This window comes from Geodermatophilus aquaeductus (genome assembly GCF_900182545.1).
GTDB lineage: Bacteria > Actinomycetota > Actinomycetes > Mycobacteriales > Geodermatophilaceae > Geodermatophilus > Geodermatophilus aquaeductus.
On record NZ_FXTJ01000004.1, the window covers coordinates 196,229 to 221,875 of the forward strand.

The following is a 25,647-nucleotide window of genomic DNA, read 5'->3' on the forward strand; positions in this document are numbered from 1 at the left end:
CCCCCGCTCCCGGGACGCGGTGTCCCGGGAGGACCCGTCCGGGTCGAACGGAACGAGCAGGAGCGACGATGACCAACCCACCGCAGGGTGGCCAGCCGGGGCAGTACGGGCAGCCGGGCCAGTTCGGCCAGCAGCCCGGCCAGTACGGGCAGCCGGGGCAGTACGGCCAGCCGGGTGGTGGGCAGTACGGGCAGCCGGGCCAGTTCGGCCAGCAGCCCGGCGGGTACGGCCAGCCGGGCCAGCAGCCGGGCCAGTACGGCCAGCCCGGCTACGGCCAGCAGCCGGGCCAGTTCGGGCAGCCGGGGCAGTACGGGCAGCAGCCCGGCCAGTACGGCCAGCCCGGGTACGGCCAGCAGCCGGGGCCCTACGGCCAGCCCTACGGCCAGCAGCCGCCCAAGAAGTCGCGCACGGGGCTGGTCATCGGCCTGGTGGCGCTGGCCGTCGTCGTGATCGCCGCGGCGATCATCCTGCCGATCGTGCTGGGCAAGGACGTCCTGGACCAGGCGCGGGCCGAGGACGACATCGCCACCCAGTTCGAGGAGACCTTCGGCGTGTCCGTCGACGTGACCTGCGACGACGAGATGGTCGTGGAGAACGGCGCCACCTACGAGTGCACCGGCACGACCGGCGACGGCGAGGACGTGACCCTGCAGGTCGCGATCACCGACGCCGACGCGGCGGCCTACACCTGGGAGGTCGCCTCCTAGCGGGGCGTCCCCGAGGACGGGGCCGGCCGGCGCTCACCCCAGCGCGTCGGCCGGCCACCCGAGGGCCGCGCCCAGCCGGCCCAGCGACGACCGCAGCCCGTGCGCGTCGGCCAGCGCGGCCAGCGCGTCGGCGTCGGCCGGGCGGCGGGGCAGCGCCCCCTCGACCGCCGGCATGTCGATGTCGCGCGCCACGGCGACGACCACGGGCGCGGCGTCGAGGTACTCCCCGCCGGCGTGCAGCCGCTTGAGCACCGCCGCGGTCAGCGGCGCCTTCGGCACCACGGTGCGGGCCGCGGCCGCGCGGATGCCGGCCAGGTCGCCGAACTCCGTGATCAGCGCCGCCGCCGTCTTCGCGCCGATGCCGGCGACGCCGGGCAGGCCGTCGCTGGGGTCGCCGCGCAGCACCGCGAAGTCGGCGTAGGACCGCCCGGGGATCCCGTACTTCGCCGCCACCGCCGCCTCGTCGACCACCTCGATGTCGGCGATGCCCCGGTTGGTGTAGAGCACCCGCACGCCGCGGGCGTCGTCGACGAGCTGGAAGAGGTCCCGGTCCCCGGTGACGACGTCGACCGGCCCGCGCGCCCGGGTGGCCAGCGTGCCGATGACGTCGTCGGCCTCGAAGCCCGGCGCCCCGACCCGCGTGATCCCGGCCGCGGCCAGCACGTCGACGAGCACCGGCACCTGCGGCCCCAGCTCGTCGGGCGTCTCCTCCCCGCCATCGGGGGAGAGCCGGTGCGCCTTGTACGACGGCAGCGCCTCGACGCGGAAGGCCGGGCGCCAGTCGTCGTCCCAGCAGGCCACCAGCCGGTCGGGGGAGTGGGCGGTGAGCAGCCGGGCGGTCATGTCGAGGAACCCGCGGACGGCGTTCACCGGCCGGCCGTCGGGCGAGGTCACGCTGGTCGGGACGCCGTAGAAGGCCCGGAAGTAGAGGCTCGCGGCGTCGAGCAGCATCGTCGTCACGGGCGGGGACGGTAACGGTCCGGGAAACCCCGGCGGGAGCGGTCGGTCCCCGGGGTTAGTGTCCCGGGGTGGCAAGCAGCACGGGGGCCCTCGTCAGCATCGACCGCGTGCACGCCGCGCGCAGCGTCGCCGCCGAGCTCGGCGTCGACGTCCTGGTCCTCACACCGGGTTCGGACCTGCGCTACCTGTGCGGCTACGACGCCCACGCGATGGAGCGGCTGACCGCACTCGTGGTGCCCCGGGCCGGGGAGCCGCTGCTCGTCGTCCCGCGGCTCGAGGCGCCGATGGTCGACGCGAGCCCGGCCGGCTCGCTCGGGCTGGAGTTGCTCGCCTGGGACGAGACCGACGACGCCTTCGCCGTCCTGGCGCGGGAGGTGACCGCCCGGCTGGGCGGCGCGCCGACGCGGGTCGCGGTGGGGGCGCGCACCTGGGCCGAGCACGCGCTCGGCGTGCACCGGGCGCTGCCGGGGTCGGCGCTGGAGCTGGCCACCCCGGTGCTCGACCGGCTGCGGATGGTCAAGACGCCGGCCGAGGTGGAGGAGCTCGCCCTCGCCGGTGCCGCCATCGACCGGGTGCACGCCCGGATGGGGGAGTGGCTGCGCGTGGGCCGCACCGAGGCGGAGGTGGGCGCCGACATCGCCGCGGCCATCCTCGCCGAGGGGCACGTGGGCGTGGACTTCACCATCGTCGGGTCCGGCCCCAACGGCGCCAGCCCGCACCACGAGCTCTCCGGCCGGGTGGTGGAGGCCGGCGACCTCGTCGTCGTCGACATCGGCGGGGAGACGGCCACCGGCTACCGCTCCGACTGCACCCGCACCTACGTCGTCGGCGGCGAGCCCGACGCCGAGGTGGCCGAGTGGTACGCGGTCCTGCAGGACGCGCAGGAGGCCGCCGTCGCCGCCGTCCGCCCCGGGGTGAGCGCCGAGGAGGTCGACGCCGTCGCCCGCGACCGGATCACCGCCGCCGGGTGGGGCGGGCACTTCATCCACCGCACCGGCCACGGCATCGGCCTCGACACCCACGAGGCGCCCTACATCGTCGCGGGCAACACCCTGCCCCTGGAGCCGGGCATGGCCTTCTCCGTGGAGCCGGGCATCTACCTCGCCGGGCGCTGCGGCGCGCGCATCGAGGACATCGTGGTCTGCACCGACGACGGCGTCCGCACGCTGAACGAGGGTCCCCGTGAGCTCGTCGTCCTCCCCGGCTGAGCACACCGCCGACGTCGACCGGGCGCTGCTGGCCGCCCTGGCGCGGGACGGGCGGGCCAGCTACACCGAGCTCGCCGAGCGGGTGGGCCTGTCGGTGTCGGCGGTGCACCAGCGGGTGCGCCGACTCGAGCAGCGCGGCCTGATCACCGGCTACCGGGCGACGATCGACGCCCGCCAGGTGGGCGCGGGGCTGACGGCGTTCGTGTCGATCACCCCGCTGGACCAGGCACAGGCCGACGACGCCCCCGCCAAGCTCACGCACCTCGACGCCATCGAGGCCTGCTACTCGGTGGCCGGGGTGGAGAGCTACCTGCTCAAGGTGCGGGTGGCCTCGCCGGAGGCGCTCGAGGCGCTGCTGCGCGAGATCCGCACCACCGCCAACGTGGCCACCCGCACCACCGTCGTCCTCTCGACCTTCTACGAGGACCGTCCACCCGTGTGAGCCGCGCCCGGCCCGGCAGAGTGGTGCGGTGACCGCCTGGGCCGCCGCAGCGTCCGCGTCCGCCCAGGACCTGCCCCGCGGGGCGGGCGAGCACCTGCCCGGCACGGTGCTGGCCCTGGTGGCGGCGCTGCTCTTCGGTCTCGGCTCGGTCCTCCAGCACGAGGCGGCCGCCCGCGCGGCCGCCGGCGGGCGGCTGCGGATGCGGACGCTGGTGCGCCAGCGCACCTGGCTGCTGGGGCAGGTGGCCACCACGACCGGCACCGGGGCGCAGGTGGCCGCGCTCGCGCTGGCGCCGGTGGCCCTCGTGCAGCCGCTGCTCGCCGGCGCGCTGGTCGCCGCGCTCGGGGTGCGCGCCGTCCGTGCGCGGCAGCTGCCGAGCCGAACGGAGTGGGCCGGGGCCGTGCTGACGGTGGGCGGGCTCGTCGTCTTCGTGGTGGCCGCCCGCCCGGGCCGGGGGATGCCCGACGGGCCGCCGTCCGGCTGGGCTCCCGTGGTCGCCGTCGCGCTGGTCGTGCTCGCGGTGGCGGCCACGGCGCGGCTCGGCACGGGCCCCGGTCCCGCCCTGGCCTGCGGCGTCACCGGGGGCCTGGCCGCCGGCGTGGCCGCGGTGCTGGTCTCGGCGGCACTCACCGGGCTGGAGACCGCGGGCGTGACCGGCACGCTGGTCCGTCCCGCGCTCTGGGGCGCGGTGGTGGCCTCCGTGGCGTCCCAGGTGGGCGCCCAGCAGGCCTACGGGCGCGGCTCGCTCAACTGGTCGCTGCCCGCGCTCGTGGTGTTCGACCCGCTCACCGCCGTGCCGGCAGCCCGGCTGCTGCTCGACGAGCACCTGGAGCCCGGGCGGGCGGGGGTGTGGGGCTGCGCCGCGCTCGTCGCCGTGGTCGGCGTCGTCCTGCTCACCCGCAGCGGCGGGCAGGCGCCGGAGCCGGCGGGGACCGCGGTCCGCGGCTGACCTGCGCCCGGTCCTCGTCCCGCGGACCACATGACCGTTATCCCCAACTACGCGCCGAACGCACTCGGTGGGCACGTCAGAAGTGGGGAAGAGCAGCAACGGCGGTGCGACTGGACACGGCGTCGAACACGTGTTCGCATCAGCAGCATGAGGTGGGACGCCCAGCGGCTCGACGCCGACGACGAGTCGCTGCTGCCGGGCATGCCGAGCCTGCGCGGGCTGCTGCGCAGCGTCGAGGTGCCCGAGTTCCCCGGTGTGACGATGCACGAGGTGCTGTGCCGGTCGGCGCTCAACCCGGTGCCCGAGGGCTCCCGGATGCCGTTCTCGCACACGATCAACCCCTATCGGGGTTGCCTCCACCAGTGCGTGTACTGCGTAGCCGGTGACACACGGATCCTCATGGCCGACGGCAGCCAGCGGCCGATCTCGGACCTCCGGGTGGGGGACCGCATCGTCGGCACGGAGCGCCGTGGCACCTACCGGCACTACGTGCCGACCGAGGTCCTGGCCCACTGGGGCACCGTCAAGCCCGCCCACCGCGTCACCCTGGCCGACGGCACGGAGCTCGTCGCCAGTGGCGACCACCGGTTCCTCGCCACGGGCGGATGGGCGTACGTCACGCCGTCCCCGGCCGGCCCCTCCCTGACGACCGGTGACCGATTGCTCGGATGCGGACAGTCGGGGGCGGTCCCGGTCGTGGGCGCCGCCGTCACGGGCGATGCGGCTCTCGAGGTCGCCGACCTGCAGGCGCTCGGTCTCGAGATGCCGATGTTCGACATCACCACCGGGACCGGTGACTTCGTGGCCAACGGGGTCATCAGCCACAACTGCTTCGCTCGCTCGACGCACGAGTGGCTCGACCTGGACGCCGGTCGGGACTTCGACACGCAGATCGTCGTGAAGACCAATCTCGTCGAGGTGCTGCGCCGCGAGCTGGCCAGGCCGTCGGCGAAGCGCCGGCACGTGGCGCTGGGCACGAACACCGATCCCTACCAGCGCGCCGAGGGGCGCTACCGGCTGATGCCCGGGGTCATCCGGGCGTTGGCCGACTCCGGGACGCCGTTCTCCATCCTCACCAAGGGCACGCTGGCCCGCCGCGACCTCCCGCTGCTCGCCGACGCCGCGCGGGACGTCCCGGTCGGCTTCGGCGTCTCCCTGGCCATCTGGGACGACGACCTGCACGCGAGCCTCGAGCCGGGCGTGCCCTCGCCTCGCGCCCGGCTGGACCTGGTGCGCGCGGTCACCGACGCCGGCCTGCCCTGCGGTGTCTTCCTCGCCCCGGTGCTGCCGGGCCTCACCGACCGGCAGTCCGACCTCGACGCGGCGCTCGGGGCGATCGCCGAGGCCGGCGCCACCGGCGTCACCGTGGTGCCGCTGCACCTGCGCCCCGGCGCCCGGGAGTGGTTCTCCGCCTGGCTGGCCCGCGAGCACCCCTCCCTCGTCGGGCGCTACCGGCAGCTCTACCGCGGGGGTGCCTACGTGCCGGCGGAGTACCGGGCGTGGCTCGCCGAGCGGGTCACGCCGCTGCTGCGCCGGCACGGGCTCGACGGCCGCTCCGGGGGAGCGGCACGGGGTGCCGAGGCGCCCTCGGGCGTCCCCGGCGACGACGAGGCGGCCTTCCCGGCCGGCAGCCTGCCGCCGGCCCGCGACGCCGCCACCGACCGCCCGCGGGGAGCCCGGTCGCGGAGGGCCCGGGCCGACGACGTCCCCGGCCAGCTCGCCCTCGTCTGAGGCCCCGGAAATGGTCAGGGAAGGCTGTCCTGACCATTGCGGACCGCAACCGAAATGGCCGCCCAGGCGAGGGTAGCCTTCCCTGAAACGAGACGCCATCGGGCCGCTGACCTGTTGTTGCGCAGGCAAGGCTACCCTCAGGAATGGCGGGGATTCGACACGCGGAATGGTCCTCGGCTCGTTCTCTGAGCCATTCTGCGGCACACTCTGGTCAGCCGATCCATCCGACTCCGGAGGACCAGAGATGACCACCGTCATGCCCCCCGTCAGTGAGTGCACCGTCAGCGGCTGCTCCTACAACGACCACGACCACGGCTGTCACGCTTTCGCGATCACCGTGAGCGGTCACGACGGCAGCGCGGACTGCGGCACCTTCATCCCCCTGACCGTCCGCGGCGGGCTGCCGCGGGCCGAGGCCCAGGTCGGTGCCTGCCAGCGCACCGACTGCCGGCACAACGACGCCCTCGAGTGCCGTGCCGACGGCATCCGGGTGGGCCTCGACCACGACACCGCCCACTGCCTGACCTTCTCTCCCGCCTGACGCTCCACCGCACCTCTACGCACGGCCCGGGCACCCGCCCGGGCCGTCGTGCTGTGCGGGGGAGGGGAGGGGCTCAGGCCGGCGGTGCGGCCGCGGCCCTGTTCGCCCGGGTCGCCCGCTCGGCGCGGACGGCGCCGCGGGCGGCCACCGGCTCGGCGCCGGCGGCGAGGGCCAGCCGGCGGTAGGAGTCGTAGGACAACGTCTCGTAGACGGCGGCCAGCGCCTCGGCCCGCGCGCGGCGTGCGCCCGCCGTCGTGGCCCGCAGGTACAGCGCCGTCCGCACCGCGTGCTTGGTGAACGTCACCTGCAGCGCCTGGCTGGACAGCCGCCCGCCCACGTGTGAGGTGTAGCCCGGACCGCGACGCAGCGCGGGCAGCACCCACGGGCTGTCGGCCAGGGCGGGGAAGCGGTTGCGCACCGCCTCCCAGGCGTGCCACGCGGTCAGCGCCCCGGGCACCGACCACTCGCCGTCGTCGGTGGTGACGACCAGGCGCCTGGCCGTGGCGTGCACCTGCTCGCGGCGCAGGTCCCGGAAGCTGCCCACGGGCGCCGGCCAGCGCAGCGCGATCGCGCACCAGACGACCGTGCGCAGGTGCTCGGGGTCCTCGCTGCGGACCTCGGTGAGCGGCCGCAGGTCCAGCGTCCGCGGGTCGGGCTCGGGCGTCGGGGGCGTGGGCAGGGGGACGCCGCCGTAGCGGGCGACCTTGCTGTAGAGGGTGACGGTGGCCGGCTTCCAGCCCCGGGCCGCGGCGACGTCGTCCATCCCGCCCTCGGCGAGCTCCTCGGGACCGAGGCCGAGCTCCAGGGCGGCGTCGACGAGCCGGCGCCACTGCACGGCGTAGCCCTCGGGTGCCGCGAGCCTGGCCCATGCGCGCGCCGCGGGCAGTGCCGGCATCGCCGGCAGCGGTCCCTGCCACCCCTTCGCCATGACGGTACCTTACCCGTTATCCCCAACTAACCGTCAATTTTTCACGACCAAGAACAACACCCGACAACGACGCCACGGGGGGCTCCCTCCGTGGGTCAGAGGAGGTCGAGGGCGTCGAGCAGCCCGGATCCGCCGTCCGCGGAGGCGCCGAGGTCGGGGAGCCCGGCCAGGGCCGTCCCGATGCCGGCCGCGGACGCGGCGGCGCCCGCAGCCGGCCGGCCGCCGGGGGAGACCGGCACCCGCGGCCGGCCGGTGACCGCCATGCCCGCCGTCACCAGCACCAGGAGGACGCCGATCCCCGCGACCACCCAGCCGCCCGCGGCCTGGTCGGGCCGCTGGTCGGCCAGGTACCAGCCCAGGAACACGGCGAGACCGCCGACGGGCAGGAGGGCGATGCCGAGGATGCGGCCGAGCGTCACGGGGTCCTCCTGGGGGTGCGGGCGCGGATGGGTACCACGCCCGCGGGCCCGCGGGGGAGGGGTCGCGGCCTGCTAGGTCCCGTCGGCGAGTACCAGGCGTGCGCGGATGTCGGGCTTGAGCACCTTGCCGACCTTCGAGCGGGGGAGGTCGGGCCAGACGAGCACCTCCTTGGGCGCCTTGACGCCGCCGACGCGCGCGCGGGCGAAGGCCCGGACGTCGGCGGGATCGAGCGCCGCGCCGACACGGGCCTGCACGACGGCGACCACCCGCTCGCCCCACTTCTCGTCGGGCAGCCCGACGACGGCGCAGTCCTGGACGCCGGGATGGGCCATCAGCGCCTGCTCGACCTCGGCGGAGTACACGTTGAAGCCGCCGCTGATGATCATGTCCTTCGCGCGGTCGACGAGGTACAGCCAGCCCTCCTCGTCGAGGTAGCCGACGTCGCCGGTGTGGTGCCAGCCGAAGCGGCTCGACTCGGCGGTGGCCGCGGGGGCGCGGTGGTAGCCGTCCATCACCAGCGACCCGCGGACGACGATCTCCCCGCGCTCGCCGGCCGGGAGCAGCCGCCCCTCGTCGTCCATGACGGCCACGGTGGTCAGCGGGGTCGGCCGGCCGGCGGAGGAGAACCGCTCGCGCGCCGGGGTGCCGTCGGGGTGCAGGTGCTCGGCCGGCGACATCGTCGAGATCATCATCGGCGCCTCCGACTGCCCGAACAGCTGCCCGAGCACGGGGCCGATGCGCCGGATGGCCTCCTCGAGGCGGTGCGGGGACATGGGCGCGGCGCCGTACCAGAGGCACTGCAGCGAGGACAGGTCCGTGCCCTCGAGGTCGGGGTGGTCCAGGAGCATGTAGACCAGCGTCGGCGGCAGGAAGGCGTGGGTGACCCGGTGGCGTTGCGTCAGCGCCAGGAACTCCCCGAGGTCGGGCGCGGGCATGACGACGATCTCGCCGCCGAGGGCCATCACCGGGAAGCACAGGACGCCGGCGGCGTGGGTGAGCGGGGCGAGCGCCAGGTAGGTGGGCCGCCCGTCGAACGGGTAGCTCATCAGCGTCAGCGCCGACATGGTCTCGACGTTGCGGTCGGTGAGCCGGACGCCCTTGGGCCGGCCGGTGGTGCCGCCGGTGCCGACCAGCATCACCAGGCCGCCGGGCGGTTCGGCGTCCGCGGCCCAGGTGTCGTCGCCGTCGGGGGCGCCCTCGAGCCAGTCGGCCAGGGACGGGTCGTCGCGGTCGCCCTCGCCGTCGAGGCAGACCAGCGTGGCCAGCCGCGGCAGGGAGTCGCGGATCGCGGCCACGAGCGGCGCGTAGGAGCGCTGGTAGAGCAGCGCGGTGCACCCGAACAGGTCGAGCAGCTCGCGGTTCTCCCCGGCCTCGTTGCGCGGGTTGACCGGGCACCACACCGCGCCGGCCCGGGCGATGCCGAACACGGAGGCGAAGGCGGTGGGGTCGTTGCCCGACAGCACCGCCACCGGGTCGCCCGGCAGGACGCCGGAGCGCGCGAGCGCCCCGGCGACCCGCCGGCTGTGCCGCTGTACCTCGGCGTAGGTCATCGTGCGGTCCCCGCAGGTCAGGCACGCGGCGTCCGGGCCGATCGAGGCCCCCTTGTCGAGGTACGCGGTGAGGCTCATCGGTGCTCGGTCACCACCGGGTCGAGCACGAGGCCGAACTGGCGCAGCACCCCGAGCAGTTGCCGGTGCCCGAAGGCCTGGCAGCCGGAGGCCAGCCCGGTGCGCAGCGGCGGCTGCTGCAGCAGCGACATGGCCGCCCACGCCTGCAGCAGCCCGGTCTGCTTGTAGTTCGAGTTGCCGTGGATGACGACGTGCTTGCGGCCCAGCGGGCCCGAGGCGTGCACCGAGTCCACCGAGGTGTTCAGTCGCGGGTTCTCCCGGGGCGGCATGCCCGAGGACCACGCCGCGGCGATCTCGGCCAGCTTGTCGTCCCACTGCTCGCGCGGCAGCGTCTTGATGTCGCTCTCCACCATCGCGGTGGTCGCCACGACGGCCTCCATCACCGGGCGGTTCATCACCCCGCCGGCCACCTTGACGCTGGACACCCGCGGATCGTCCTTGAACCACACCGGGTGCGCGGTGCCGCCCCACGGCACGGCCAGGCCGAGCTCGTGCTGCCCGGGGACGACGACGTCCCACTTCGCCAGGGGGTCGACCTTCACGTACTGGTTCTCGGCCAGGTGGAACCACTCCGCCTTGAGGATGGTGAAGATCGTCTCGGTGGAGGCGGCGGTCGGGAACCCCTTCCACAGGACCAGGACGTCGAGGGTGTCCAGGCCGGGGGTCTCCAGCGCGATGTTGGCCGCGATCTCCCCGGTCGTGTACATCTGCGCGATGCCGGGGGCCAGCAGCAGCCCCTTCTCGGCGAACGCCGTCCCGAAGCGCTGCTGGGCGTCGAGGACCCAGTCCTGCTCGCCGGTGGTGTCCAGGTAGTGGGCGCCGGTGGCCAGGCACGCCTCGGCCACCTCGGGCCCGTACTTGATGAAGGGCCCGACGGTGTTGCACACGACGCTCGCGCCGGTGAACAGGTCGGTGAGCGCCTCGACGGTGTGCTCGACCTCGACGACGTCGTGGTCGGCGGTCTCGATGCCGGGGATCCTCCCGACGACGTCCTGCACGCGGTCCTTGTCCCGGCCGGCGGCGACGAAGGGGACGTTGAGCTCGCGCAGGTACTCGCAGATCAGCCGGCCGGTGTAGCCGGAGGCGCCGTAGACGACGACGGGCTTGGTGCTCATGGCGGGTCTCCTCGTGGGGATGGGGGTCAGGAGCCCATGCCGCCGTCGACGGCGAGCCCGGTGCCGTTGACGAAGCGGGCGGCGTCGGAGGCGAGGAAGACGACGGCGTCGGCCATGTCGGCCACCTCGCCGAGCCGTCCGGAGGGGGTCTGGGCCACGACGGCCTCGACGGCGGCCTGGGGGTCGTCGAACAGGCCGATCTCGGCGCAGTCGACGGCGAGCTGCATGCCCATCGCGGTGGGCACCAGGCCGGGGTAGACGCAGTTGACGCGGACGCCGTAGCCGAGCTTCCCGGCCTCGGCGGCCGCGATGCGGGTCATCCGGTCGACGGCGGACTTGGTGGCGGAGTAGCCGGCGATCCCCGGGAAGGCGATGGTCGCCGCCACCGAGGAGACGTTGACGATCGAGCCGCCGGTGCCCGCCGCGCCGCCGGGGCGCATCGCGCGCAGCCCGTGCTTGAGGCCCAGGGCGGTGCCGACGACGTTGACGTCGAGCATGCGGCGCAGGTCGGCCGGGTCGATCTCGGTGACCAGGGCGGTGATCTCCACCCCGGCGTTGTTGACCAGGACGTCGAGCCCGCCGAGCTGCTCCACCGTGGCGGCGACCGCAGCCTCCCAGCCGGCCTCGTCGGTGACGTCGAGGTGCACCGCGCCGGCGGTCACGCCCTCCTTGGCGAGGACCCGGGCGGTCTCGGCGGCCTCCTCGTCGAGGACGTCGGCGACGACCACCGAGGCGCCGGCGCGGGCCAGGGCCTGGGCCATGCCCTGGCCGAGGCCGCGGGCACCTCCGGTGACCAGCGCCTTGCGGCCGTGCAGTGCGGGGACCGTCATGGGTCTCTCCTCGTCGTCGAGGCGTCCGGGGGCGCAGGGCTGGGCCGCCGGTGTGACGCGGGTCATGCTCGACCCGTCTCTGGACGACCGTCAAGACTTTCCTGGACACTCGTCAAGACAGCGGTCGCGCGGCTACGCTCCGTCCGGGCGCAGGACCGCTGCCCGCCCCCTGCACCGGAGGAGAGCCGTGGGTCCCGCAGTCGAGGGGCGCGCCGTGGACAAGGTGGCCCAGCGCCGCAGCGAGCTCGCCGCGGCCGCGCTGGAGACGCTCGCCGAGCTCGGCTACGCCCGCACCGGCCTGCGCGACATCGCCGCCCGCTCGGAGTTCTCCCACGGGGTCCTGCACTACTACTTCCGCGACAAGGTGGAGCTGATCACCCACTGCGTGCGCGAGTACAAGGCGCGCTGCGCGACCCGCTACGACGAGGCGGTGGCCACGGCGCGCACCGCCGAGGAGCTGGTCGCGGGATTCCTGCGGGAGCAGACCGCGACCCTCACCGGCGAGCCGCAGATGCACCGGCTCTGGTACGACCTGCGCAACCAGTCGATGTTCGAGCCCGCCTTCCGCGCCGACGTCGCCGAGATCGACCTGCTGCTCGAGCGGATGGTGTGGCGGGTGGTCAGCCGCTACGCCGAGCTGTCCGGCACCCGCCCGCGGGCGTCCTCGGCGGCCTTCTACGCCGTCCTCGACGGGCTCTTCCAGCAGGCCCTGCTGCGCCAGCTCGCCGGGGACCCGCAGGCGGCGCCGTCGCTGCGGGCGGCCGTGCAGGAGGTCCTGCCGCAGCTCGTGCACTGACCCGTCCTGCGGTCCCCGGGAACGGCGGTGAACGATGTGCCGGTGCGCACGGTCGGGGTCGAGGAGGAGCTGCTCGTCGTCGACCCGTCGGGGACGCCGGTGCCACGGGGCCCGGAGGCCCTGGCGGTAGCCGCCCGGCGCGGGGAGGGCGAGACCCCGGAGCAGCACGAGCGGGCCGGCGACGGGGGAGGGGAGTCCCCCGGGCACCTGGTGCCCGAGCTCAAGCAGGAGCAGCTCGAGCTCGGCACGCGGGTGTGCACCGACCTGGCCGAGGTGACCGGCGAGCTGCGGTACTGGCGCGGGCGGGCCGACGCCGCCGCCCGCGCCGTGGGGGCCCGGGTGGCGGCGCTGGCCACCTCGCCGGTCGCGGTGCAGCCGGAGACGACGCCCGGTGAGCGCTACGGCGACATGACCGACACCTTCGGGCTCATCGCCCGCGACCAGCTGACCTGCGGGTGTCACGTGCACGTCTCGGTGGCCGACGACGAGGAGGGCGTGGCCGTCCTCGACCGGATCCGCGTGTGGCTGCCGGTGCTCACCGCGCTGACCGCGAACTCGCCGTTCTGGCTGGGCGCGGACTCCGGGTACGCCAGCTTCCGGTCGCAGGCGTGGAACCGCTGGCCCTCCTCGGGCGCCACCGAGACCTTCGGCGACGCCGCCACCTACCACCGCGTGGTCGCCGACCTCGTCGCCACGGGCACGATCGTCGACGCCGGGATGGTCTACTTCGACGCCCGGCTCTCGCGGACCTGGCCGACGGTCGAAGTGCGCATCGCCGACGTCGCGCTGCGGGTGGAGGACGCCGTCACCCACGCCGGGCTGGCCCGCGGCCTGGTGGAGACCGCCGCCCGCGAGTGGCGCGAGGGCGTCCCGGCGCCGCAGGTGCGCAGCGAGCTGCTGCGGGTGGCCGCCTGGCGGGCCGGCCGCTCGGGGACCACCGGCGACCTGGTGCACCCGCGGACGGGCCGCCCCGCCCCGGCCGCCGACGTCGTCGCGGCGCTGCTGGAGCACGTGGGACCGGCCCTGGAGGCCACCGGCGACCGGCGGCGGGTTGCCGACGGCGTGGCGGCGGTCCTGGACCGCGGGACCGGCGCGGACCTGCAGCGGCGGGTGCACCGCGAGACCGGGGACCTGACCGCGGTGGTGCGCGCGGCCGTGCACCTCACGGCCGGGGATCTCACGACGATCGGGGAGTGACCACACAGGACGTCCCCAGGAGAGCCGGATATCGTCCCGTCATGTACACCGCCAGCTGGCACGACGTGGTGCGGCGCGACCTGTTCGGACGGCGGCCGGGCCGCGGGGACGGGCCCTACCGGCTGGTCATCCGGGTCGCGCTGGTGGTCTTCCGGCTGCTGCGCCTGCGGTTCGACGTCCGCGGCTCCGAGCACGTGCCGACCTCCGGCGGCGCGGTGATCTGCAGCAACCACGTCAGCTACCTGGACTTCACCTTCCTGGGCCTGGGCGCGCTGCCCCGGCACCGCCTGGTGCGGTTCATGGCCAAGGCCTCCGTGTTCGGCCACTGGTTCGCCGGGCCGTTCATGCGGGCCATGAAGCACATCCCGGTCGACCGCAAGGCCGGCGCGGCCGCCTTCGACGCCGCCGTCCGGGCCCTGAAGGACGGCGAGCTGGTCGGCGTCTTCCCCGAGGCGACGATCAGCCAGTCCTTCACCGTCAAGGACCTCAAGGCCGGCGCGGCCCGCATGGCCTTCAATGCCGGCGTGCCGATCATCCCGGCCGCGGTGTGGGGCGGGCACCGGGTGGCCACCAAGAAGCACCCCGTGGACCTCACCCGCGGCCGCGCGGTGACCGTGCTCCTCGGCGAGCCCATCACCCCCGCGCCCGGCGAGACGCCCGCGGAGCTGCTGGCCCGCACCCGTGAGGCCATGGTGGCGCTCCTCGACGAGGCCCAGCGCAGCTATCCGCAGCAGCCCGAGGGCCCCGACGACCTGTGGTGGGTCCCCCGGCACCTCGGCGGCACCGCACCCACGCTGGAGGAGGCCGCCCGGCGCGACCGCGACGACGCCAACGGCACCCGGGTCAAGCCGCGGACCTCCCGCCGCGCCCGCCTGCGCGCCCTGACCCGCCGCCGCGATGCCGCCTGACGCTCGGCTACTCCACCACAACCGGCGCCATCAGCCGGAAGACCTCCAGCTCGACGTCGTACCAGCGGCGCAGCCGCCCCAGCGACGCCATGCCCAGGCGCCGGCAGACCGCCAGGGACGCCTCGTTGCCGGGCCGCACGACGGCGTAGACCTCCGGCAGCCCGGCGCCGAAGGCGTGCGCGACCACCGCGCGCGCCGCCTCGGTGGCGTAGCCGCGGCCCCAGCAGTCCGGGTGCAGGTGCCAGCCCACCTCGACCTCCCCGACGCCGCCGGGCAGCGGCTTGAGCAGCACCGTGCCGGCGACCACCGGCGCGGACCCCGCGGGGCTCTCGTCGCGGACCTCGATCGCCCAGGTGCCGTGCAGGGGGTCGGCGCGGCGGATCTGCGCCCAGCGGCAGACCAGCTCGACCGGGCCCACCGAGGGGGTGCCGCCCAGCCAGCGGGTGACCTCCTCGCGGCAGTAGATGTCGGTCAGCCGGGCGAGGTCGTCGCGGCGGGTGGTCCACGGGCGCAGCCGCAGCCGGTCGGTGAGCAGTTCCCCGTCCGGCACCGCGGCTGCCTACCCGGCACGCCCCGCGCTATCCCCGGCACCCGTCCCCGGACCCGCCGCCGGAGCGGTCCGGGCGCGCCGTCATGCTCGGCGCCGTGACCCCGCCCCCCGACGCGCCGCCCGACCTGCTGCTCACCGACGTGACCGTCGGCGACCGTCCCGGCCGGGCCGTGCACGTCGCCGGCGGGCGGATCGCCTGGGTGGGCGCCGCCGCCGACGCGCCCCCGGCCGGGCAGGTGCTCGCGGGGGAGGGCGCGCTGCTCACGCCGGCGTTCGTGGACGCGCACGTGCACGCCACGGCGACCGGCCTGGCGCTCACCGGTCTCGACCTCCACTCGAGGTCGAGCCTCGGGGAGGCCGTGGCGGCGGTCGCGCAGGCGGTGCGCACCGCACCGCCGGGCATCGTGCTCGGCACCGGGTGGGACGAGACCGGCTGGCCCGAGGGCCGCGGGCTGACCCGCGCCGACCTCGACGCCGTCGTCGGGGACCGCCCGGCCTACCTCGCCCGGGTCGACGTCCACTCCGCCACCGTCTCCACGGCGCTGCTCGACCTCGTGCCCGGCATCCGCGACCTGCCCGGCTTCCTCCCCGACGGGCAGCTGCGCCTCGACGCCCACCACGCCGCCCGCCAGGCCGCCTACGGAGCCGTGACGGCCCAGCAGCGCGCCGCCGCGCAGGCCGCCACGCTCGCCGAGGCGGCCCGGCTGGGCATCGGCAGCCTGCACGAGATGGCCGGCCCCGAGGTGTCCAGCGCCGAGGACCTGCGCGCGCTGCTGGCCCTCGCCGGGGAGCGTCCCGGACCGCGGGTCACCGGCTACTGGGGGGAGCTGGCCGAGCGCGGCGGGCTGGACCTGGTGCGCGAGCTCGGCCTGGCCGGCGCCGGGGGCGACCTGTTCTGCGACGGCGCGTTCGGCTCGCACACCGCGGCGCTGAGCGCTCCCTACCGCGACCGCCCCGGGACCGCGGGCGCGCTGCGCTTCGCGACCGGGCAGCTGGTCGAGCACGTGCGCGCGTGCACCGTCGCCGGGGTGCAGGCCGGCTTCCACTGCATCGGCGACGCCGCCGTCGGCCAGGTCCTCGACGCCGTCGGCGCGGTGGTCGAGGAGCTGGGCCCGGCGGCGGTGCGCGCCTGCCGGCACCGGCTCGAGCACGTGGAGATGGCCGCGCCGGAGGCGGTGGAGCGCATGCGGGCGTGGGGGATGGTCGCCAGCGTGCAGCCGGCCTTCGACGCCGCATGGGGCGGACCGTCGGGGATGTACGCCGAGCGCCTGGGCGCCGACCGGGCCGCGGCGTGCAACCCCTTCGCCGACCTCGCCGACGCCGGCGTCGCCCTCGCGCTGGGCAGCGACGCCCCGGTGACGCCCATGGACCCCTGGGGCGGCGTGCACGCGGCGGTCGACCACCGCACCCCGGGCGCCGGCCTGCGCCCGTTCGACGCCTTCGACGCGGCCACCCACGGCGGCTGGCACGCCGTCCGCGCCGAGACCGCGGCCGGCCCGCTCGCGCCCGGCGCGCCCGCCGACCTGGCGCTGTGGGGCACCGACGCCACCCTCTCGGCCGTCCTCGACCACCGCCTGCGGCCCGCCTGCCGCCGGCTCGTCGTCGCCGGGGCCCCGCTGCAGCCGCTGTAACCACCCGGTCCGGTGACCGCACACCCGGGGGCACCGCGCAGGTCGCGCCGGAGGACGCGCACCGCGGGGTGGGATGCTGGTCGACGGGCCACGACCGTGGCCGTGCCGCGGGCGCCGCCCGCGGACAGTCCTCGCGGGGAGGTCGGGAGTGCCGCCAGCAGCCGTGACCGAGGCGGTCGCCACCGGCTCCGGCGGTTCCGCGCGCGGCGGACGCCGCCGCCTCCCGTGGCGCACCCTGCTGGCCGCCGCCGGTGGCCTCGCGCTGCTGCTCGCCTTCCCGGGGTACTCCCTCCCGCCGCTGGCCGTGCTGGGCCCCGCGGCGCTCGCGCTGGCCGTCCACGGCCGCCGCGCCCGCTCCGGGGCGTGGCTGGGCCTGGTCCTCGGCCTGGCGTTCTTCGTGCCGCTGCTGTCGTGGAGCGGCATCTACGTCGGCTCCTTCCCGTGGCTGGCGCTCGCGGTCTCCCAGGCGCTGTTCGTGGCGCTGCTGGGGGCGGCGACGGCGGCGGTCTCCCGCTCCCGGCTGTGGCCGCTGTGGACCGCGGCGCTGTGGGTGGCCCAGGAGGCCCTGCGCGGCCGCGTCCCCTTCGGCGGGTTCCCCTGGGGCCGGCTGGGGCTGAGCCAGACCGACGGGCCCTTCCTCTCCCTCGCCGCCTACGGCGGGGTGCCGCTGGTCTCCTTCGCCGTCGCGCTCACCGGCACCCTGCTGGCCGCCGCCGTCCTGGCGCTGGTCCGGGCCCGGCGCGCCGCCGGGCGGGCGACGGCGACCCGCGGGCCGGCGCTGCGGACGGCGGCCGCCGCGCTGGCCGCCGCCCTCGCCGTCCCCCTGCTCGGCGCGCTCGCCTGGCTGCCCCTGCCCGGTCCCTCCCTCACCGAGGGCGGCCCCACCCGGACCGTCGCGGTCGTCCAGGGCGACGTCCCCGAGCCCGGCCTGGACTTCAACGCCCGCCGCCGCGCTGTCCTGGACAACCACGTGCAGCAGACGCTCGACCTCGCCGCGGCCGTGCAGGCCGGTGACGAGGCGCAGCCCGACCTCGTGGTGTGGCCGGAGAACAGCTCCGACATCGACCCCTACCTCAACGCCGACGCCGCCCGGCAGATCAGCCGGGCCGCCGAGGCCGTCGGCGCGCCGATCCTGGTCGGCGCGGTCGTCGAGGGACCGGGCCGGTTCATCAGCAACACCGGCATCGTCTGGGACCCCGACACCGGGCCCGGCGACACCTACGTCAAGCGGCACCCGGTCCCGCTCGCCGAGTACGTGCCCGCGCGGGACTTCTTCCGCCTCTTCAGCGACAAGGTCGACCTGGTCCGCCGCGACTTCGTGCACGGCACCGAGGTCGGCGTCCTGGAGATGGGCGGCGCGCGGGTCGGGGACGTCATCTGCTTCGAGGTGGTCTACGACTCCCTGGTGGCCGACACCGTGGAGGCCGGCGCGGGCATGCTCGTCGTCCAGACCAACAACGCCACCTTCGGCTACACCGACGAGAGCGAGCAGCAGCTGGCGGCCAGCCGGCTGCGCGCGGTCGAGTTCGGCCGCACCGTCCTCGTCGCGGCCACCAGCGGCATCTCCGCCGTGGTCGCCCCCGACGGGTCGCTGGCCCGCCGCTCGGAGCTGTTCACCCCCGCGGTCTTCGTCGAGGACGTCGCCCAGCGCGACTCCACCACCGTCGCCGAGCGGCTGGGCGCCGCGCCGGAGTGGGTGCTGACGGCGCTGGGCGCGGGCGCCGTGCTCGCCGTCGCCGTCCCCGCCGCGCGCCGCCGCCGGGCCGCCGCGTGAGCGCGCCGCGGGTCCTCGTCGTCATCCCCACCTACGACGAGGTGGACAACCTCGAGCCGGTCCTCGGCCGGCTGCACGCCGCCGTCCCCGGCGCGCACGCCCTCGTCGTCGACGACGGCTCGCCCGACGGCACCGGGGAGCTGGCCGAGGAGCTCGCCGCGCGGGACGCGCGGGTGCACGTGCTGCGGCGCACCGAGAAGGCCGGACTGGGGCCGGCCTACGTCGCGGGCTTCCGGTGGGGCCGCGAGCGCGGCTACGACGTGCTGGTCGAGATGGACGCCGACGGCTCCCACCACCCCGAGCAGCTGCCGGCGCTGCTGGCCGCCCTCGACGACGCCGACCTGGCGCTGGGCTCGCGCTACGTCCCGGGCGGGAGCGTGGAGGACTGGCCGCGCCGGCGGCTACTGCTGTCGCGGCTGGGCAACGTCTACACCCGTCGCGTCCTGCGGCTGCCGCTGGCCGACGCCACCGGCGGCTTCCGCGCCGTCCGCGGCGAGCTGGTGGACCGGCTGCCCTTCGACCGGGTGGCCAGCCAGGGCTACTGCTTCCAGGTCGACTGGGCCTGGCGGGCCTGGCGGGAGGGCGCCCGCGTGGTGGAGGTGCCGATCACCTTCAGCGAACGGAAGTCCGGCAGGAGCAAGATGACGTCCTCGATCGTTGTAGAGGCGTTGGCACGGGTCACCGGATGGGGCCTGCAGGACCGGCTGGCCGATCGCCTGCCGGGCCGGGTCCCTCCGCCCGTGCCGGGACGGGTCCGCGACGGCGGGCGGTCCAGCGAGGTCCGGTAGGCGGACCCGGACCGCCCGCGTGGCCGGACCGAGGAGTGCCGTGGCATCCCGGGTACGCGTGCTGGCAGGGCTGTGGGCCCTCGCCGAGATCGTCGTCTTCGCGCTCGTCGCCGCCTGGATCGGCGTGGGCTGGACGCTGCTGGCCGCGCTGGCCACCACCGTCCTGGGCTGGACGCTCGTGGCCCGCCAGATGAGGGACGTCACCGCCCCCCTCCGCGCGCAGGCCCGCGGCGGGACCCTGCAGCGGAGCCGGGCGGCGACCGACGCCGGGCTGGTCGCCGCCGGCGGCGTGCTCATGGTGCTGCCGGGGTTCCTCGGCGACGTCGTCGGGCTGCTGTGCCTGCTGCCGCCCACCCGGCCCCTGGTGCGCGCCGCCGTCGGCCGCGGGCTGGCCGCCAAGCTGGGCGTCGCCGGGCCGGTGCGGGTGCGCAGCACCCGGGTGGAGACGTTCCCGCGCCCCGAGGGCCCGGTACGGGTCATCGAGGGAGAGGTGGCGGGAGAGAGCCACCTGATCCGCTAGAGCTCCTCTAAGCCTGTTCGCGGGGGAGGACCCGGAACCGCAGGCCGGTCCGCTGCCCGACGTCGTCGACGGCGAACTTCTCCAGCCGCGCCGGGCCGACCGCGTCGAACAGCGGCATCCCACCGCCCAGCAGCACCGGCACGACGTCGACCCGCAGCTCGTCGGCCAGGCCGGCGTCGATCAGCTGCCGGTTGAGCTGCGCTCCGCCGACGACGGTGACCGCCCGCTCGCCGGCCAGCTCGCGGGCGGTGGCCGCCGCCTCGCCGACGTCGCCGGCGAAGGTGACCCACAGCCGGTCGTTGCGCCGCGGCGCGACCTCCGGCGGGCGCGAGGTCAGGACGACGATCGGCACCTGGTACTCGTAGTCGACGGCGTAGCTGTCGGGGTCGGCCAGGTCGAAGGTGCGCCGGCCCATCAGCACCGCGCCGGTCTCGGCCTGCGACGCCGCCAGGTACCGCTCGCCGGCCGGGCTGCCGAGGTCGGCGTAGAGCATGCCGAACTCCCCGCGCTCGTCGGCGAGGTAGCCGTCCAGGGACATGGTCATGCCGGCGATCAGGTGCGCCACGGAGGTCCTCCTCGGTCCGGTTCCTGGGAGGAGGACCGGCGGGGGAGCGGGAACTCAGCGGTCCCCTCCACCGTGCCCTTCCACCGTGTTCCGGACGCGGAACGGCCCCGGTGGGGAGTCCCACCGGGGCCGTTCCTACGAAGAGCCGAGCTCAGCTGGCGCGGGTCCGCCGGCCGCGCAGCACCTCGAGCCGCTCGGCGAGGACCTCCTCGAGGTCCTCCACGGAGCGACGCTCGAGCAGCATGTCCCAGTGCGTCCGCGGCGGCTTGACCTTCTTGGGCGCCGGCTCGGAGCCGCCGACCAGCTTGGCCGATCCGCCGTCGAACTTGCACTCCCAGGTGTCGGGCACCTCGGCGTCGTCGGCGAGGGGAACCGTGAACTGGTGACCCGAGGGGCACTTGTACTCGACGTACTGCCGCTCGATCGGGGCGGTGTTCCGCTCGGTCTCGTAGCTCACGCTGCCCAGTCGGCTGCCCCGCAGGGAACGCTCGCCCATGGCACACCGTCCTCTCGTGCTGGTGGTGTCGGTCAGGACTCTCCGGCGCAGCAGGGGATACCCACTGCGGGAGGGTGTCATGGAGACCAACGGCGGATTTCGCGGAGAGATTCCGCTGAGTCGGTTCCCCATCATCGCATGGGGTGGTATTGGCGCCCACACCGCCCCTCGGACGGGGGAGGACGCCCCTCCTCACGGGAGGGCGAGCTGCCCCGGCCCGGCCGCGGTGGGGCCGAGCTGGCCGAGGACGTGGTGGCGCCGGCACAGCACCTGGTAGTGCACGTCGGTGCCGGTGGCCGGGTCGTCGGTCTCCTCCGGCGCCGGGGTGGGCGCGGTGTCGGCCACGACCACGGTGGCGCCGGAGCGCACCATCGCGCCGTCGACGACGCGGGCGTTGAGCAGCCCCGGCAGGCCGCACCAGCACAGCACCTCGACCTGGATGCGCTGCACGTCGTCGGCGACCTCGAGCAGCCGCTGCGTGCCGGGGAACAGCCGGGTGCGGAAGTCGGTGGTCAGCCCGAAGGCGTAGACGTCGACGTGCGAGGCGTCGACGAGCTCGGCGAGCTGGTCGACCTGCTCGGGGGTGAGGAACTGCGCCTCGTCGACGATCAGGTAGTCCACCCGCCGCCCGTCGGCCCAGTGGCTGCGCACCAGCAGCGTCAGGTCGGTGCCGGGGTCGACCTCGACGGCGTCGCGCGAGAGCCCCACCCGGGAGCTGATCCGCGGCTGCGCCGAGCGGTCGCCCTGGGTCACCAGCAGCCCCGAGCGGCCCTGCCGGCTCTGGTTGTGGTCGACCTGCAGGGCCAGGGTGGACTTGCCGCAGTCCATCGGCCCGTGGAAGAACCGCAGGTGCGCCGGGGCGAGGGCGCGCCGCCGGTCACCCGCGGCCGGGACCGCCGTGAGCGGCACGGACGGATCGCTCACAGCCGCTCCGGTGGAGTGTTGCCGGCGGCCAGCACGGCCCGGCGCATCGGCAGCCGCAGCAGCAGCAGGAACCCGGCGACGAAGAACACGACCAGGCTGATGATGGCGTACCGGTAGGAGCCGGTCAGCTGGTAGGTCAGGCCGAAGGCCAGCGGCCCCAGCCAGCTGGTCCCGCGGTCGCTGATCTCGTAGAAGCTGTAGTACTCCGCCTCCCGGCCGGCCGGGATCAGGTGGCTGAACAGCGACCGCGACAGCGCCTGGGTGCCGCCCTGCACCAGCCCGATGACGGCGGCCAGCGCGTAGAACTGCGCGACCGCGCCCTCCTGCAGCGTGTACGCGGCCACCAGCACCGCCGTCCAGGCCACCAGGCAGCCGAGCACCGTGCGCTTGGCGCCGTAGCGGGCGGCCACCCGGCCCAGGCCCAGCGCCCCGAACACCGCCACCACCTGGACCATGAGGATCGCGCCGGTGAGCACCGACTGCGACAGCCCCAGCTCCTCGCTGGCGTACGTGGCCGACAGCGAGATCACCGTCTGCACGCCGTCGTTGAACAGCAGGTAGGCGCCGAGGAACCACAGCGTCAGCGGGAACGCCCGCATGCCCTTCAGCGTCGCGGCCAGCTGCCGGAAGCCGTTGGTGGCCGCGCCGTGCGCGGCGGCCACGGGCGGCCGGTCGCGCAGCAGCGAGACGGTGACCAGCGTGAACAGGCCCCACCACAGTCCCGCCGTCGCCAGGCAGATCCGCACCGCCTCACCCTCGGTTAGCCCGAGGGAGTCCGCGCCGAGGAACAGCCCCAGGTGCACGGCGAGCAGCAGCGCGCCGCCGACGTAGCCGAACGCCCACCCGCGGCTGGACACCGCGTCGCGCTCGTCGGGGCCGGCCAGATCGGGCAGCCAGGAGTAGTAGACGACCGTCGCCGCGCCGAAGGCGACGTTGGCGACGACGAACAGCGCCGCGCCGAGCAGGTAGCGCCCGTCGGCGACGAAGAACAGGCAGGTCGCGGCCAGCGCACCCACCGCCGCCAGACCCCCGAGCAGCCGCCGCTTGCGCCCCGACCGGTCGGCGACGGCACCGGTGAGCGGCAGGACGAGCACCTGCAGCACCACGGAGAAGGACAGGACGTAGGAGAACCAGCTGCCGGGCGGGATGGACAGCCCGAGGAAGGGCAGCCGGCCGTCGGCGCCGACGGCGTCCTCGGCCACGGTGGTCAGGTACGGGCCCAGGAAGACCGTGGTGACGCTGGTGTTGAACACCGACATCGCCCAGTCGTAGGAGTACCAGCCGAAGCGTTCACGGCGCAGGGCGCGGTCGACGGGTTGCACGGCGTCGACGTCGGGGACGGTCACCGGCGCAGGGTGCCAGCCGCGTGGCGCCGATTCCAGCACCGCCCGGTCACGGGATGTCCTCGGGCACCACGCCACCGGGGAACGCCGCCGCGCCCGTCGTCGGCCGGGTGGGGTCGGGGTGCAACGGCCGGCCGGCCGCGCGCAGCGGCACGAGGCCGCGGGTGATCGCGGCGGCGATCCGCATCCGCGCGCGGTTGGCGTCGCCCACCCGGCCCACCTCGAGGTCCTCCATGAACACCGGCGGCCCGACGTGCACCCGCAGCACCGGCCGCTGCACCAGCGAGCGCGCCAGGGTGCGCAGCTTCCCCCAGTCGTTGCCGTACTGCAGGACCTCCTGGGCGCCCCACTGGCTGACCGGGATCACCGGCACGCGGACGCCGAGGGCCAGCCGCGCCATGCCGGTGCGGCCGCGCTCGGGCCACCCGTCCGGTGCCAGGCCGACCCGGCCCTCGGGATAGGCGACGACGTGCCCGCCGTGCACCAGCGCCACCTCGGTGACCCTGGCCGCGTGCCGGGCGTCCTCGGTGCCGCGCTGCACCCGGATGCCGCCGGCGCGTTCGAGCAGCGGCCCGGCGACCGGCGCGGAGATGATCCCGCCGGTGGCCATGATCCGCGGCACGACGCCCAGGCGGTGCAGCGCGACGGCGACGAGGAAGGGATCGAAGTCGCCGACGTGGTTGGCGGCCAGCAGCAGCGGCCCGCGGCGCAGCTCCTCGGGGATGGTGCCGGTGATCTCCACCCGGCCGAACAGGTCGACCAGCCAGGAGAAGTTGCGCAGCACGAACCGCCAGAACCACCACGGCGGCGCCGCGGCGATCGCCAGCTCGCGGACGAACCACTCGGGGTCGCCGTCGCGCAGGATGGCCTCGAGGTGGTCGGGCAGCGGCGGCGGCGTCGGCCGCCACTCCCGCAACCCCGTGCGCAGCCGCTCGGACAGGGCGCTCACCGGCCGCTCCACTGGCCGCGCTTCTCCAGCAGCTCCTTCAGCATGGCCGGGCGGTCGGTCATGATCCCGTCGACGCCGAGGTCGAGCATCGTCGTCGCCTCCTCCTCGGTGTCGACGGTCCACACGTGGACCTGCAGGCCGCGGGCGTGCGCGGCGGCGACGAACCGCTCGTCGACCAGCGCTCGGCCGCCGAGCTGCAGCGGCACCTGGGCGCAGCCGGCCTGCATCCGCACCAGCCCCGCCGCGCGGGGGGAGTAGGACGACAGCCGCAGCGCCGCCACGCCCCGCGGGCCCAGCGACGTGCACACCGTGGGCCCCAGCAGCCGGCGGGCGGCCGCGACGCGGGCGTCGGAGAACGACGCGAGGCACACGCGGTCGAGCACGTCCATCCGCCGCAGCACGCGGACCAGCGGCGCGAGCACGCCGGCGGCCTTGATGTCGAGGTTGAACCGGACGTCGGGCCAGGCGCCCAGCAGCTCCTCCAGCCGCAGGATCGGCTCCCGGCCGCCGATGCGCGCGCCGGCGACCTCGGCCCACGGCAGCTGCTCGATCCGGCCGGTGCGGTCGGTGACCCGGTCCAGGCTCGGGTCGTGGAAGACGACGACGACGCCGTCGGCGGTCACCCGGACGTCGGTCTCCAGGTACCGGTAGCCCAGGTCCACGCAGGCCTGGAAGGCCGGCATGGTGTTCTCCAGGTGCTCGATCGCGCCACCGCGGTGGGCCACGGCCAACGGGACCGGCCCGTCGAGGAAGGCGAACCGGGCGGGGGGCACGGCCGACACGCTAACCGGACGCTCCGACGCGCTCACCAGCCCCTTCTTCCGGGCCGTCGGGCGTGTCCGTCGGGACTGTCGGTGGGGCCGTCTAGCGTGCCCGCCGTGGGCAAGCAGCAGGTCGACCGGGTGATCGACGCAGCGGTCGGGACGACGGACGGGAAGGCGACGGGGACGACGGCACGGCAGGGGAGTGGCGCCGAACGGCGGTGCGGGTGGTGCCGGCGGGTGCTGCCCCAGGCCGGCTCGGTCGGCCGGCCACGGATGTACTGCGGCCAGGCCTGCCGGCAACGGGCGTACGAGCAGCGCACGGCGACGGCCAAGGCCGGCCTGTCCGAGGACGTCGTCCTCGTGCGGCGCGCCGAGCTCGACGGCCTGCAGGACCGGCTGTACCAGCTGCGCTGCGCCCTCGAGGACGTGCAGACGCTGCTCGGTGAGCGGCACACCAAGGCCGAGCTCGAGCGCATGCTCGCCGACCTGGTGCACTCGACCGGCCGGCTCGACAAGCTCTGGGTCTCCGAGCGCGCCGCCGGCTGAGTCCTGCGGCTGCGCCGGCCGGTCAGCGACCGGTCAGTCCGGGTCCTGCGTGTCGTCGTCCTGGTCCTCGGGCGCGCCCGGGTCCTCGTTGCTGTTGTCCGGCAGGTTGTCCTGCGAGTCCTCGGACGGGTCGTCGCCGCTGGTGTTCTCGCTGTCGTCGGTGGTCCCGTCGTTGCGGTCCAGCCCCGCCGGGTCGCCGCAGGCAGTGAGCGTGGCGCCGCCGCCGAAGAGCGCCAGCGCGGTCATCAGAGCAGCGATCGGACGTCGGAGTTGCATGTTCTCGACCCTACGTAGGCACCCGGCGGGCCGCCCGTCGAAGCCACGGACACCTCCGTCAATACGTCACTGTGACGTATCGACGGAGGTGTCCGTGCATGGGGGCGAGGGGGCACCGGCGTGGTCGAGGCGGCCGGACCGGGTGTCGGGACGGAGGTCAC

Annotated in this window: 28 protein-coding genes; 14 read left to right on the forward strand and 14 right to left on the reverse strand. The window is 75.5% G+C overall.

Features of this window, described 5'->3' with window-relative positions:
• Window positions 1-68: 68 nt before the first annotated feature.
• Complete coding sequence (locus FN207_RS12230) at window positions 69-707, forward strand: DUF4333 domain-containing protein (RefSeq protein ID WP_142458784.1); 639 nt, start codon at window positions 69-71, stop codon at window positions 705-707.
• Between the two features lie 33 nt (window positions 708-740).
• On the opposite strand, the gene FN207_RS12235 is transcribed toward FN207_RS12230, so the two are convergent.
• On the reverse strand, window positions 741-1,658 hold the full coding sequence (locus FN207_RS12235; RefSeq protein WP_142459006.1) for a 5'-3' exonuclease: 918 nt from the start codon (window positions 1,656-1,658) through the stop codon (window positions 741-743).
• A gap of 77 nt (window positions 1,659-1,735) precedes the next feature.
• Here FN207_RS12235 and FN207_RS12240 point away from each other — a divergent pair, with 77 nt between their 5' ends.
• From FN207_RS12240 to FN207_RS12260, 5 genes are all read left to right on the forward strand, one after another.
• Window positions 1,736-2,875 carry a M24 family metallopeptidase gene (locus FN207_RS12240; protein WP_142458785.1) on the forward strand — a complete coding sequence of 380 codons (1,140 nt, stop codon included), beginning with the start codon at window positions 1,736-1,738 and terminating at the stop codon, window positions 2,873-2,875.
• Window positions 2,850-3,317 carry an Lrp/AsnC family transcriptional regulator gene (locus tag FN207_RS12245; RefSeq protein WP_142458786.1) on the forward strand — a complete coding sequence of 156 codons (468 nt, stop codon included), beginning with the start codon at window positions 2,850-2,852 and terminating at the stop codon, window positions 3,315-3,317. The genes FN207_RS12240 and FN207_RS12245 overlap by 26 nt, the downstream gene beginning before the upstream one ends.
• A gap of 28 nt (window positions 3,318-3,345) precedes the next feature.
• On the forward strand, window positions 3,346-4,266 hold the full coding sequence (locus FN207_RS12250; RefSeq protein ID WP_142458787.1) for a DMT family transporter: 921 nt from the start codon (window positions 3,346-3,348) through the stop codon (window positions 4,264-4,266).
• A gap of 147 nt (window positions 4,267-4,413) precedes the next feature.
• Window positions 4,414-5,997 carry an Rv2578c family radical SAM protein gene (locus tag FN207_RS12255; RefSeq protein WP_142458788.1) on the forward strand — a complete coding sequence of 528 codons (1,584 nt, stop codon included), beginning with the start codon at window positions 4,414-4,416 and terminating at the stop codon, window positions 5,995-5,997.
• 244 nt (window positions 5,998-6,241) lie between these two features.
• Entirely contained in the window at window positions 6,242-6,538 is a 297-nt protein-coding gene (locus tag FN207_RS12260; RefSeq protein WP_142458789.1) for a DUF1540 domain-containing protein, read from the forward strand.
• A 73-nt stretch (window positions 6,539-6,611) separates the two neighbouring features.
• Here the strand turns inward: FN207_RS12260 and FN207_RS12265 are convergent, their stop codons facing one another.
• The 5 genes from FN207_RS12265 to FN207_RS12285 all read right to left on the reverse strand — a co-directional run bounded on the left by FN207_RS12265 (window position 6,612) and on the right by FN207_RS12285 (window position 11,459).
• Entirely contained in the window at window positions 6,612-7,466 is an 855-nt protein-coding gene (locus FN207_RS12265; RefSeq protein WP_142458790.1) for a hypothetical protein, read from the reverse strand.
• 95 nt (window positions 7,467-7,561) lie between these two features.
• Window positions 7,562-7,885, reverse strand: a complete 324-nt coding sequence (locus FN207_RS12270; protein WP_142458791.1) for a hypothetical protein — start codon at window positions 7,883-7,885, stop codon at window positions 7,562-7,564.
• Window positions 7,886-7,957: 72 nt separating this feature from the next.
• Window positions 7,958-9,514: an AMP-binding protein gene (locus tag FN207_RS12275; RefSeq protein WP_142458792.1), complete on the reverse strand. Its 1,557-nt coding sequence runs from the start codon at window positions 9,512-9,514 to the stop codon at window positions 7,958-7,960.
• Complete coding sequence (locus FN207_RS12280) at window positions 9,511-10,629, reverse strand: DUF5938 domain-containing protein (protein WP_142458793.1); 1,119 nt, start codon at window positions 10,627-10,629, stop codon at window positions 9,511-9,513. Before FN207_RS12280 ends, FN207_RS12275 begins: the two co-directional genes overlap by 4 nt.
• Window positions 10,630-10,655: 26 nt before the next feature.
• A complete protein-coding gene (locus FN207_RS12285) occupies window positions 10,656-11,459 on the reverse strand; it encodes an SDR family NAD(P)-dependent oxidoreductase (RefSeq protein ID WP_142458794.1) in 804 nt (267 codons plus the stop codon).
• A 187-nt stretch (window positions 11,460-11,646) separates the two neighbouring features.
• Between FN207_RS12285 and FN207_RS12290 the strand changes: the two genes are divergently transcribed.
• The 3 genes from FN207_RS12290 to FN207_RS12300 are packed head-to-tail and all read left to right on the forward strand — an operon-like array spanning window position 11,647 to window position 14,360.
• Window positions 11,647-12,255 carry a TetR/AcrR family transcriptional regulator gene (locus FN207_RS12290; protein WP_246066006.1) on the forward strand — a complete coding sequence of 203 codons (609 nt, stop codon included), beginning with the start codon at window positions 11,647-11,649 and terminating at the stop codon, window positions 12,253-12,255.
• A 42-nt stretch (window positions 12,256-12,297) separates the two neighbouring features.
• Window positions 12,298-13,452: a carboxylate-amine ligase gene (locus FN207_RS12295; protein WP_142458796.1), complete on the forward strand. Its 1,155-nt coding sequence runs from the start codon at window positions 12,298-12,300 to the stop codon at window positions 13,450-13,452.
• Window positions 13,453-13,493: 41 nt separating this feature from the next.
• Window positions 13,494-14,360: a lysophospholipid acyltransferase family protein gene (locus FN207_RS12300; protein ID WP_142458797.1), complete on the forward strand. Its 867-nt coding sequence runs from the start codon at window positions 13,494-13,496 to the stop codon at window positions 14,358-14,360.
• A gap of 7 nt (window positions 14,361-14,367) precedes the next feature.
• On the opposite strand, the gene FN207_RS12305 is transcribed toward FN207_RS12300, so the two are convergent.
• Complete coding sequence (locus tag FN207_RS12305) at window positions 14,368-14,910, reverse strand: GNAT family N-acetyltransferase (RefSeq protein WP_142458798.1); 543 nt, start codon at window positions 14,908-14,910, stop codon at window positions 14,368-14,370.
• 95 nt (window positions 14,911-15,005) lie between these two features.
• Between FN207_RS12305 and FN207_RS12310 the strand changes: the two genes are divergently transcribed.
• The 4 genes from FN207_RS12310 (at window position 15,006) to FN207_RS12325 (ending at window position 19,623) form a co-directional block, all read left to right on the forward strand.
• Window positions 15,006-16,541 (forward strand): amidohydrolase, encoded by a 1,536-nt coding sequence (locus tag FN207_RS12310; RefSeq protein WP_246066007.1) that lies wholly within the window; start codon window positions 15,006-15,008, stop codon window positions 16,539-16,541.
• 163 nt (window positions 16,542-16,704) lie between these two features.
• Window positions 16,705-18,315 carry an apolipoprotein N-acyltransferase gene (lnt, locus tag FN207_RS12315; protein ID WP_246066008.1) on the forward strand — a complete coding sequence of 537 codons (1,611 nt, stop codon included), beginning with the start codon at window positions 16,705-16,707 and terminating at the stop codon, window positions 18,313-18,315.
• Entirely contained in the window at window positions 18,312-19,103 is a 792-nt protein-coding gene (locus tag FN207_RS12320; protein ID WP_142458801.1) for a polyprenol monophosphomannose synthase, read from the forward strand. Before lnt ends, FN207_RS12320 begins: the two co-directional genes overlap by 4 nt.
• 40 nt (window positions 19,104-19,143) lie before the next feature.
• On the forward strand, window positions 19,144-19,623 hold the full coding sequence (locus FN207_RS12325; RefSeq protein WP_142458802.1) for an FxsA family protein: 480 nt from the start codon (window positions 19,144-19,146) through the stop codon (window positions 19,621-19,623).
• A 7-nt stretch (window positions 19,624-19,630) separates the two neighbouring features.
• On the opposite strand, the gene FN207_RS12330 is transcribed toward FN207_RS12325, so the two are convergent.
• From FN207_RS12330 to FN207_RS12355, 6 genes are all read right to left on the reverse strand, one after another.
• Window positions 19,631-20,188 (reverse strand): dihydrofolate reductase family protein, encoded by a 558-nt coding sequence (locus FN207_RS12330; protein ID WP_142458803.1) that lies wholly within the window; start codon window positions 20,186-20,188, stop codon window positions 19,631-19,633.
• 151 nt (window positions 20,189-20,339) lie between these two features.
• Window positions 20,340-20,684 carry an RNA polymerase-binding protein RbpA gene (locus FN207_RS12335; RefSeq protein ID WP_142458804.1) on the reverse strand — a complete coding sequence of 115 codons (345 nt, stop codon included), beginning with the start codon at window positions 20,682-20,684 and terminating at the stop codon, window positions 20,340-20,342.
• Window positions 20,685-20,876: 192 nt separating this feature from the next.
• Window positions 20,877-21,608, reverse strand: a complete 732-nt coding sequence (locus tag FN207_RS12340) for a thymidine kinase (protein ID WP_142458805.1) — start codon at window positions 21,606-21,608, stop codon at window positions 20,877-20,879.
• Window positions 21,605-22,954, reverse strand: coding sequence for an MFS transporter (locus FN207_RS12345; protein ID WP_142458806.1), 1,350 nt, complete (start codon window positions 22,952-22,954; stop codon window positions 21,605-21,607). Before FN207_RS12345 ends, FN207_RS12340 begins: the two co-directional genes overlap by 4 nt.
• Before the next feature lie 46 nt (window positions 22,955-23,000).
• Complete coding sequence (locus FN207_RS12350) at window positions 23,001-23,900, reverse strand: lysophospholipid acyltransferase family protein (RefSeq protein ID WP_246066009.1); 900 nt, start codon at window positions 23,898-23,900, stop codon at window positions 23,001-23,003.
• On the reverse strand, window positions 23,897-24,673 hold the full coding sequence (locus FN207_RS12355) for a glycerophosphodiester phosphodiesterase family protein (protein WP_142458807.1): 777 nt from the start codon (window positions 24,671-24,673) through the stop codon (window positions 23,897-23,899). Before FN207_RS12355 ends, FN207_RS12350 begins: the two co-directional genes overlap by 4 nt.
• Before the next feature lie 105 nt (window positions 24,674-24,778).
• Here FN207_RS12355 and FN207_RS12360 point away from each other — a divergent pair, with 105 nt between their 5' ends.
• Window positions 24,779-25,210: a hypothetical protein gene (locus FN207_RS12360; protein WP_246066010.1), complete on the forward strand. Its 432-nt coding sequence runs from the start codon at window positions 24,779-24,781 to the stop codon at window positions 25,208-25,210.
• Between the two features lie 33 nt (window positions 25,211-25,243).
• Here FN207_RS12360 and FN207_RS12365 read toward each other — a convergent pair whose 3' ends face one another.
• Window positions 25,244-25,486, reverse strand: coding sequence for a hypothetical protein (locus tag FN207_RS12365; protein ID WP_142458808.1), 243 nt, complete (start codon window positions 25,484-25,486; stop codon window positions 25,244-25,246).
• Between the last annotated feature and the right edge of the window lie 161 nt (window positions 25,487-25,647).

What these genes read in the sequence shown, in the direction of transcription:
- FN207_RS12230 (WP_142458784.1), top strand. Translation starts at nt 69, where the DNA reads ATGACCAACCCACCGCAGGGTGGCCAGCCGGGGCAGTACGGGCAGCCG.
- FN207_RS12235 (WP_142459006.1), bottom strand. Translation starts at nt 1,658, where the DNA reads ATGCTGCTCGACGCCGCGAGCCTCTACTTCCGGGCCTTCTACGGCGTC.
- FN207_RS12255 (WP_142458788.1), top strand. Translation starts at nt 4,414, where the DNA reads ATGAGGTGGGACGCCCAGCGGCTCGACGCCGACGACGAGTCGCTGCTG.
- FN207_RS12260 (WP_142458789.1), top strand. Translation starts at nt 6,242, where the DNA reads ATGACCACCGTCATGCCCCCCGTCAGTGAGTGCACCGTCAGCGGCTGC.
- FN207_RS12265 (WP_142458790.1), bottom strand. Translation starts at nt 7,466, where the DNA reads ATGGCGAAGGGGTGGCAGGGACCGCTGCCGGCGATGCCGGCACTGCCC.
- FN207_RS12275 (WP_142458792.1), bottom strand. Translation starts at nt 9,514, where the DNA reads ATGAGCCTCACCGCGTACCTCGACAAGGGGGCCTCGATCGGCCCGGAC.
- FN207_RS12280 (WP_142458793.1), bottom strand. Translation starts at nt 10,629, where the DNA reads ATGAGCACCAAGCCCGTCGTCGTCTACGGCGCCTCCGGCTACACCGGC.
- FN207_RS12285 (WP_142458794.1), bottom strand. Translation starts at nt 11,459, where the DNA reads ATGACGGTCCCCGCACTGCACGGCCGCAAGGCGCTGGTCACCGGAGGT.
- FN207_RS12300 (WP_142458797.1), top strand. Translation starts at nt 13,494, where the DNA reads ATGTACACCGCCAGCTGGCACGACGTGGTGCGGCGCGACCTGTTCGGA.
- FN207_RS12335 (WP_142458804.1), bottom strand. Translation starts at nt 20,684, where the DNA reads ATGGGCGAGCGTTCCCTGCGGGGCAGCCGACTGGGCAGCGTGAGCTAC.
- FN207_RS12365 (WP_142458808.1), bottom strand. Translation starts at nt 25,486, where the DNA reads ATGCAACTCCGACGTCCGATCGCTGCTCTGATGACCGCGCTGGCGCTC.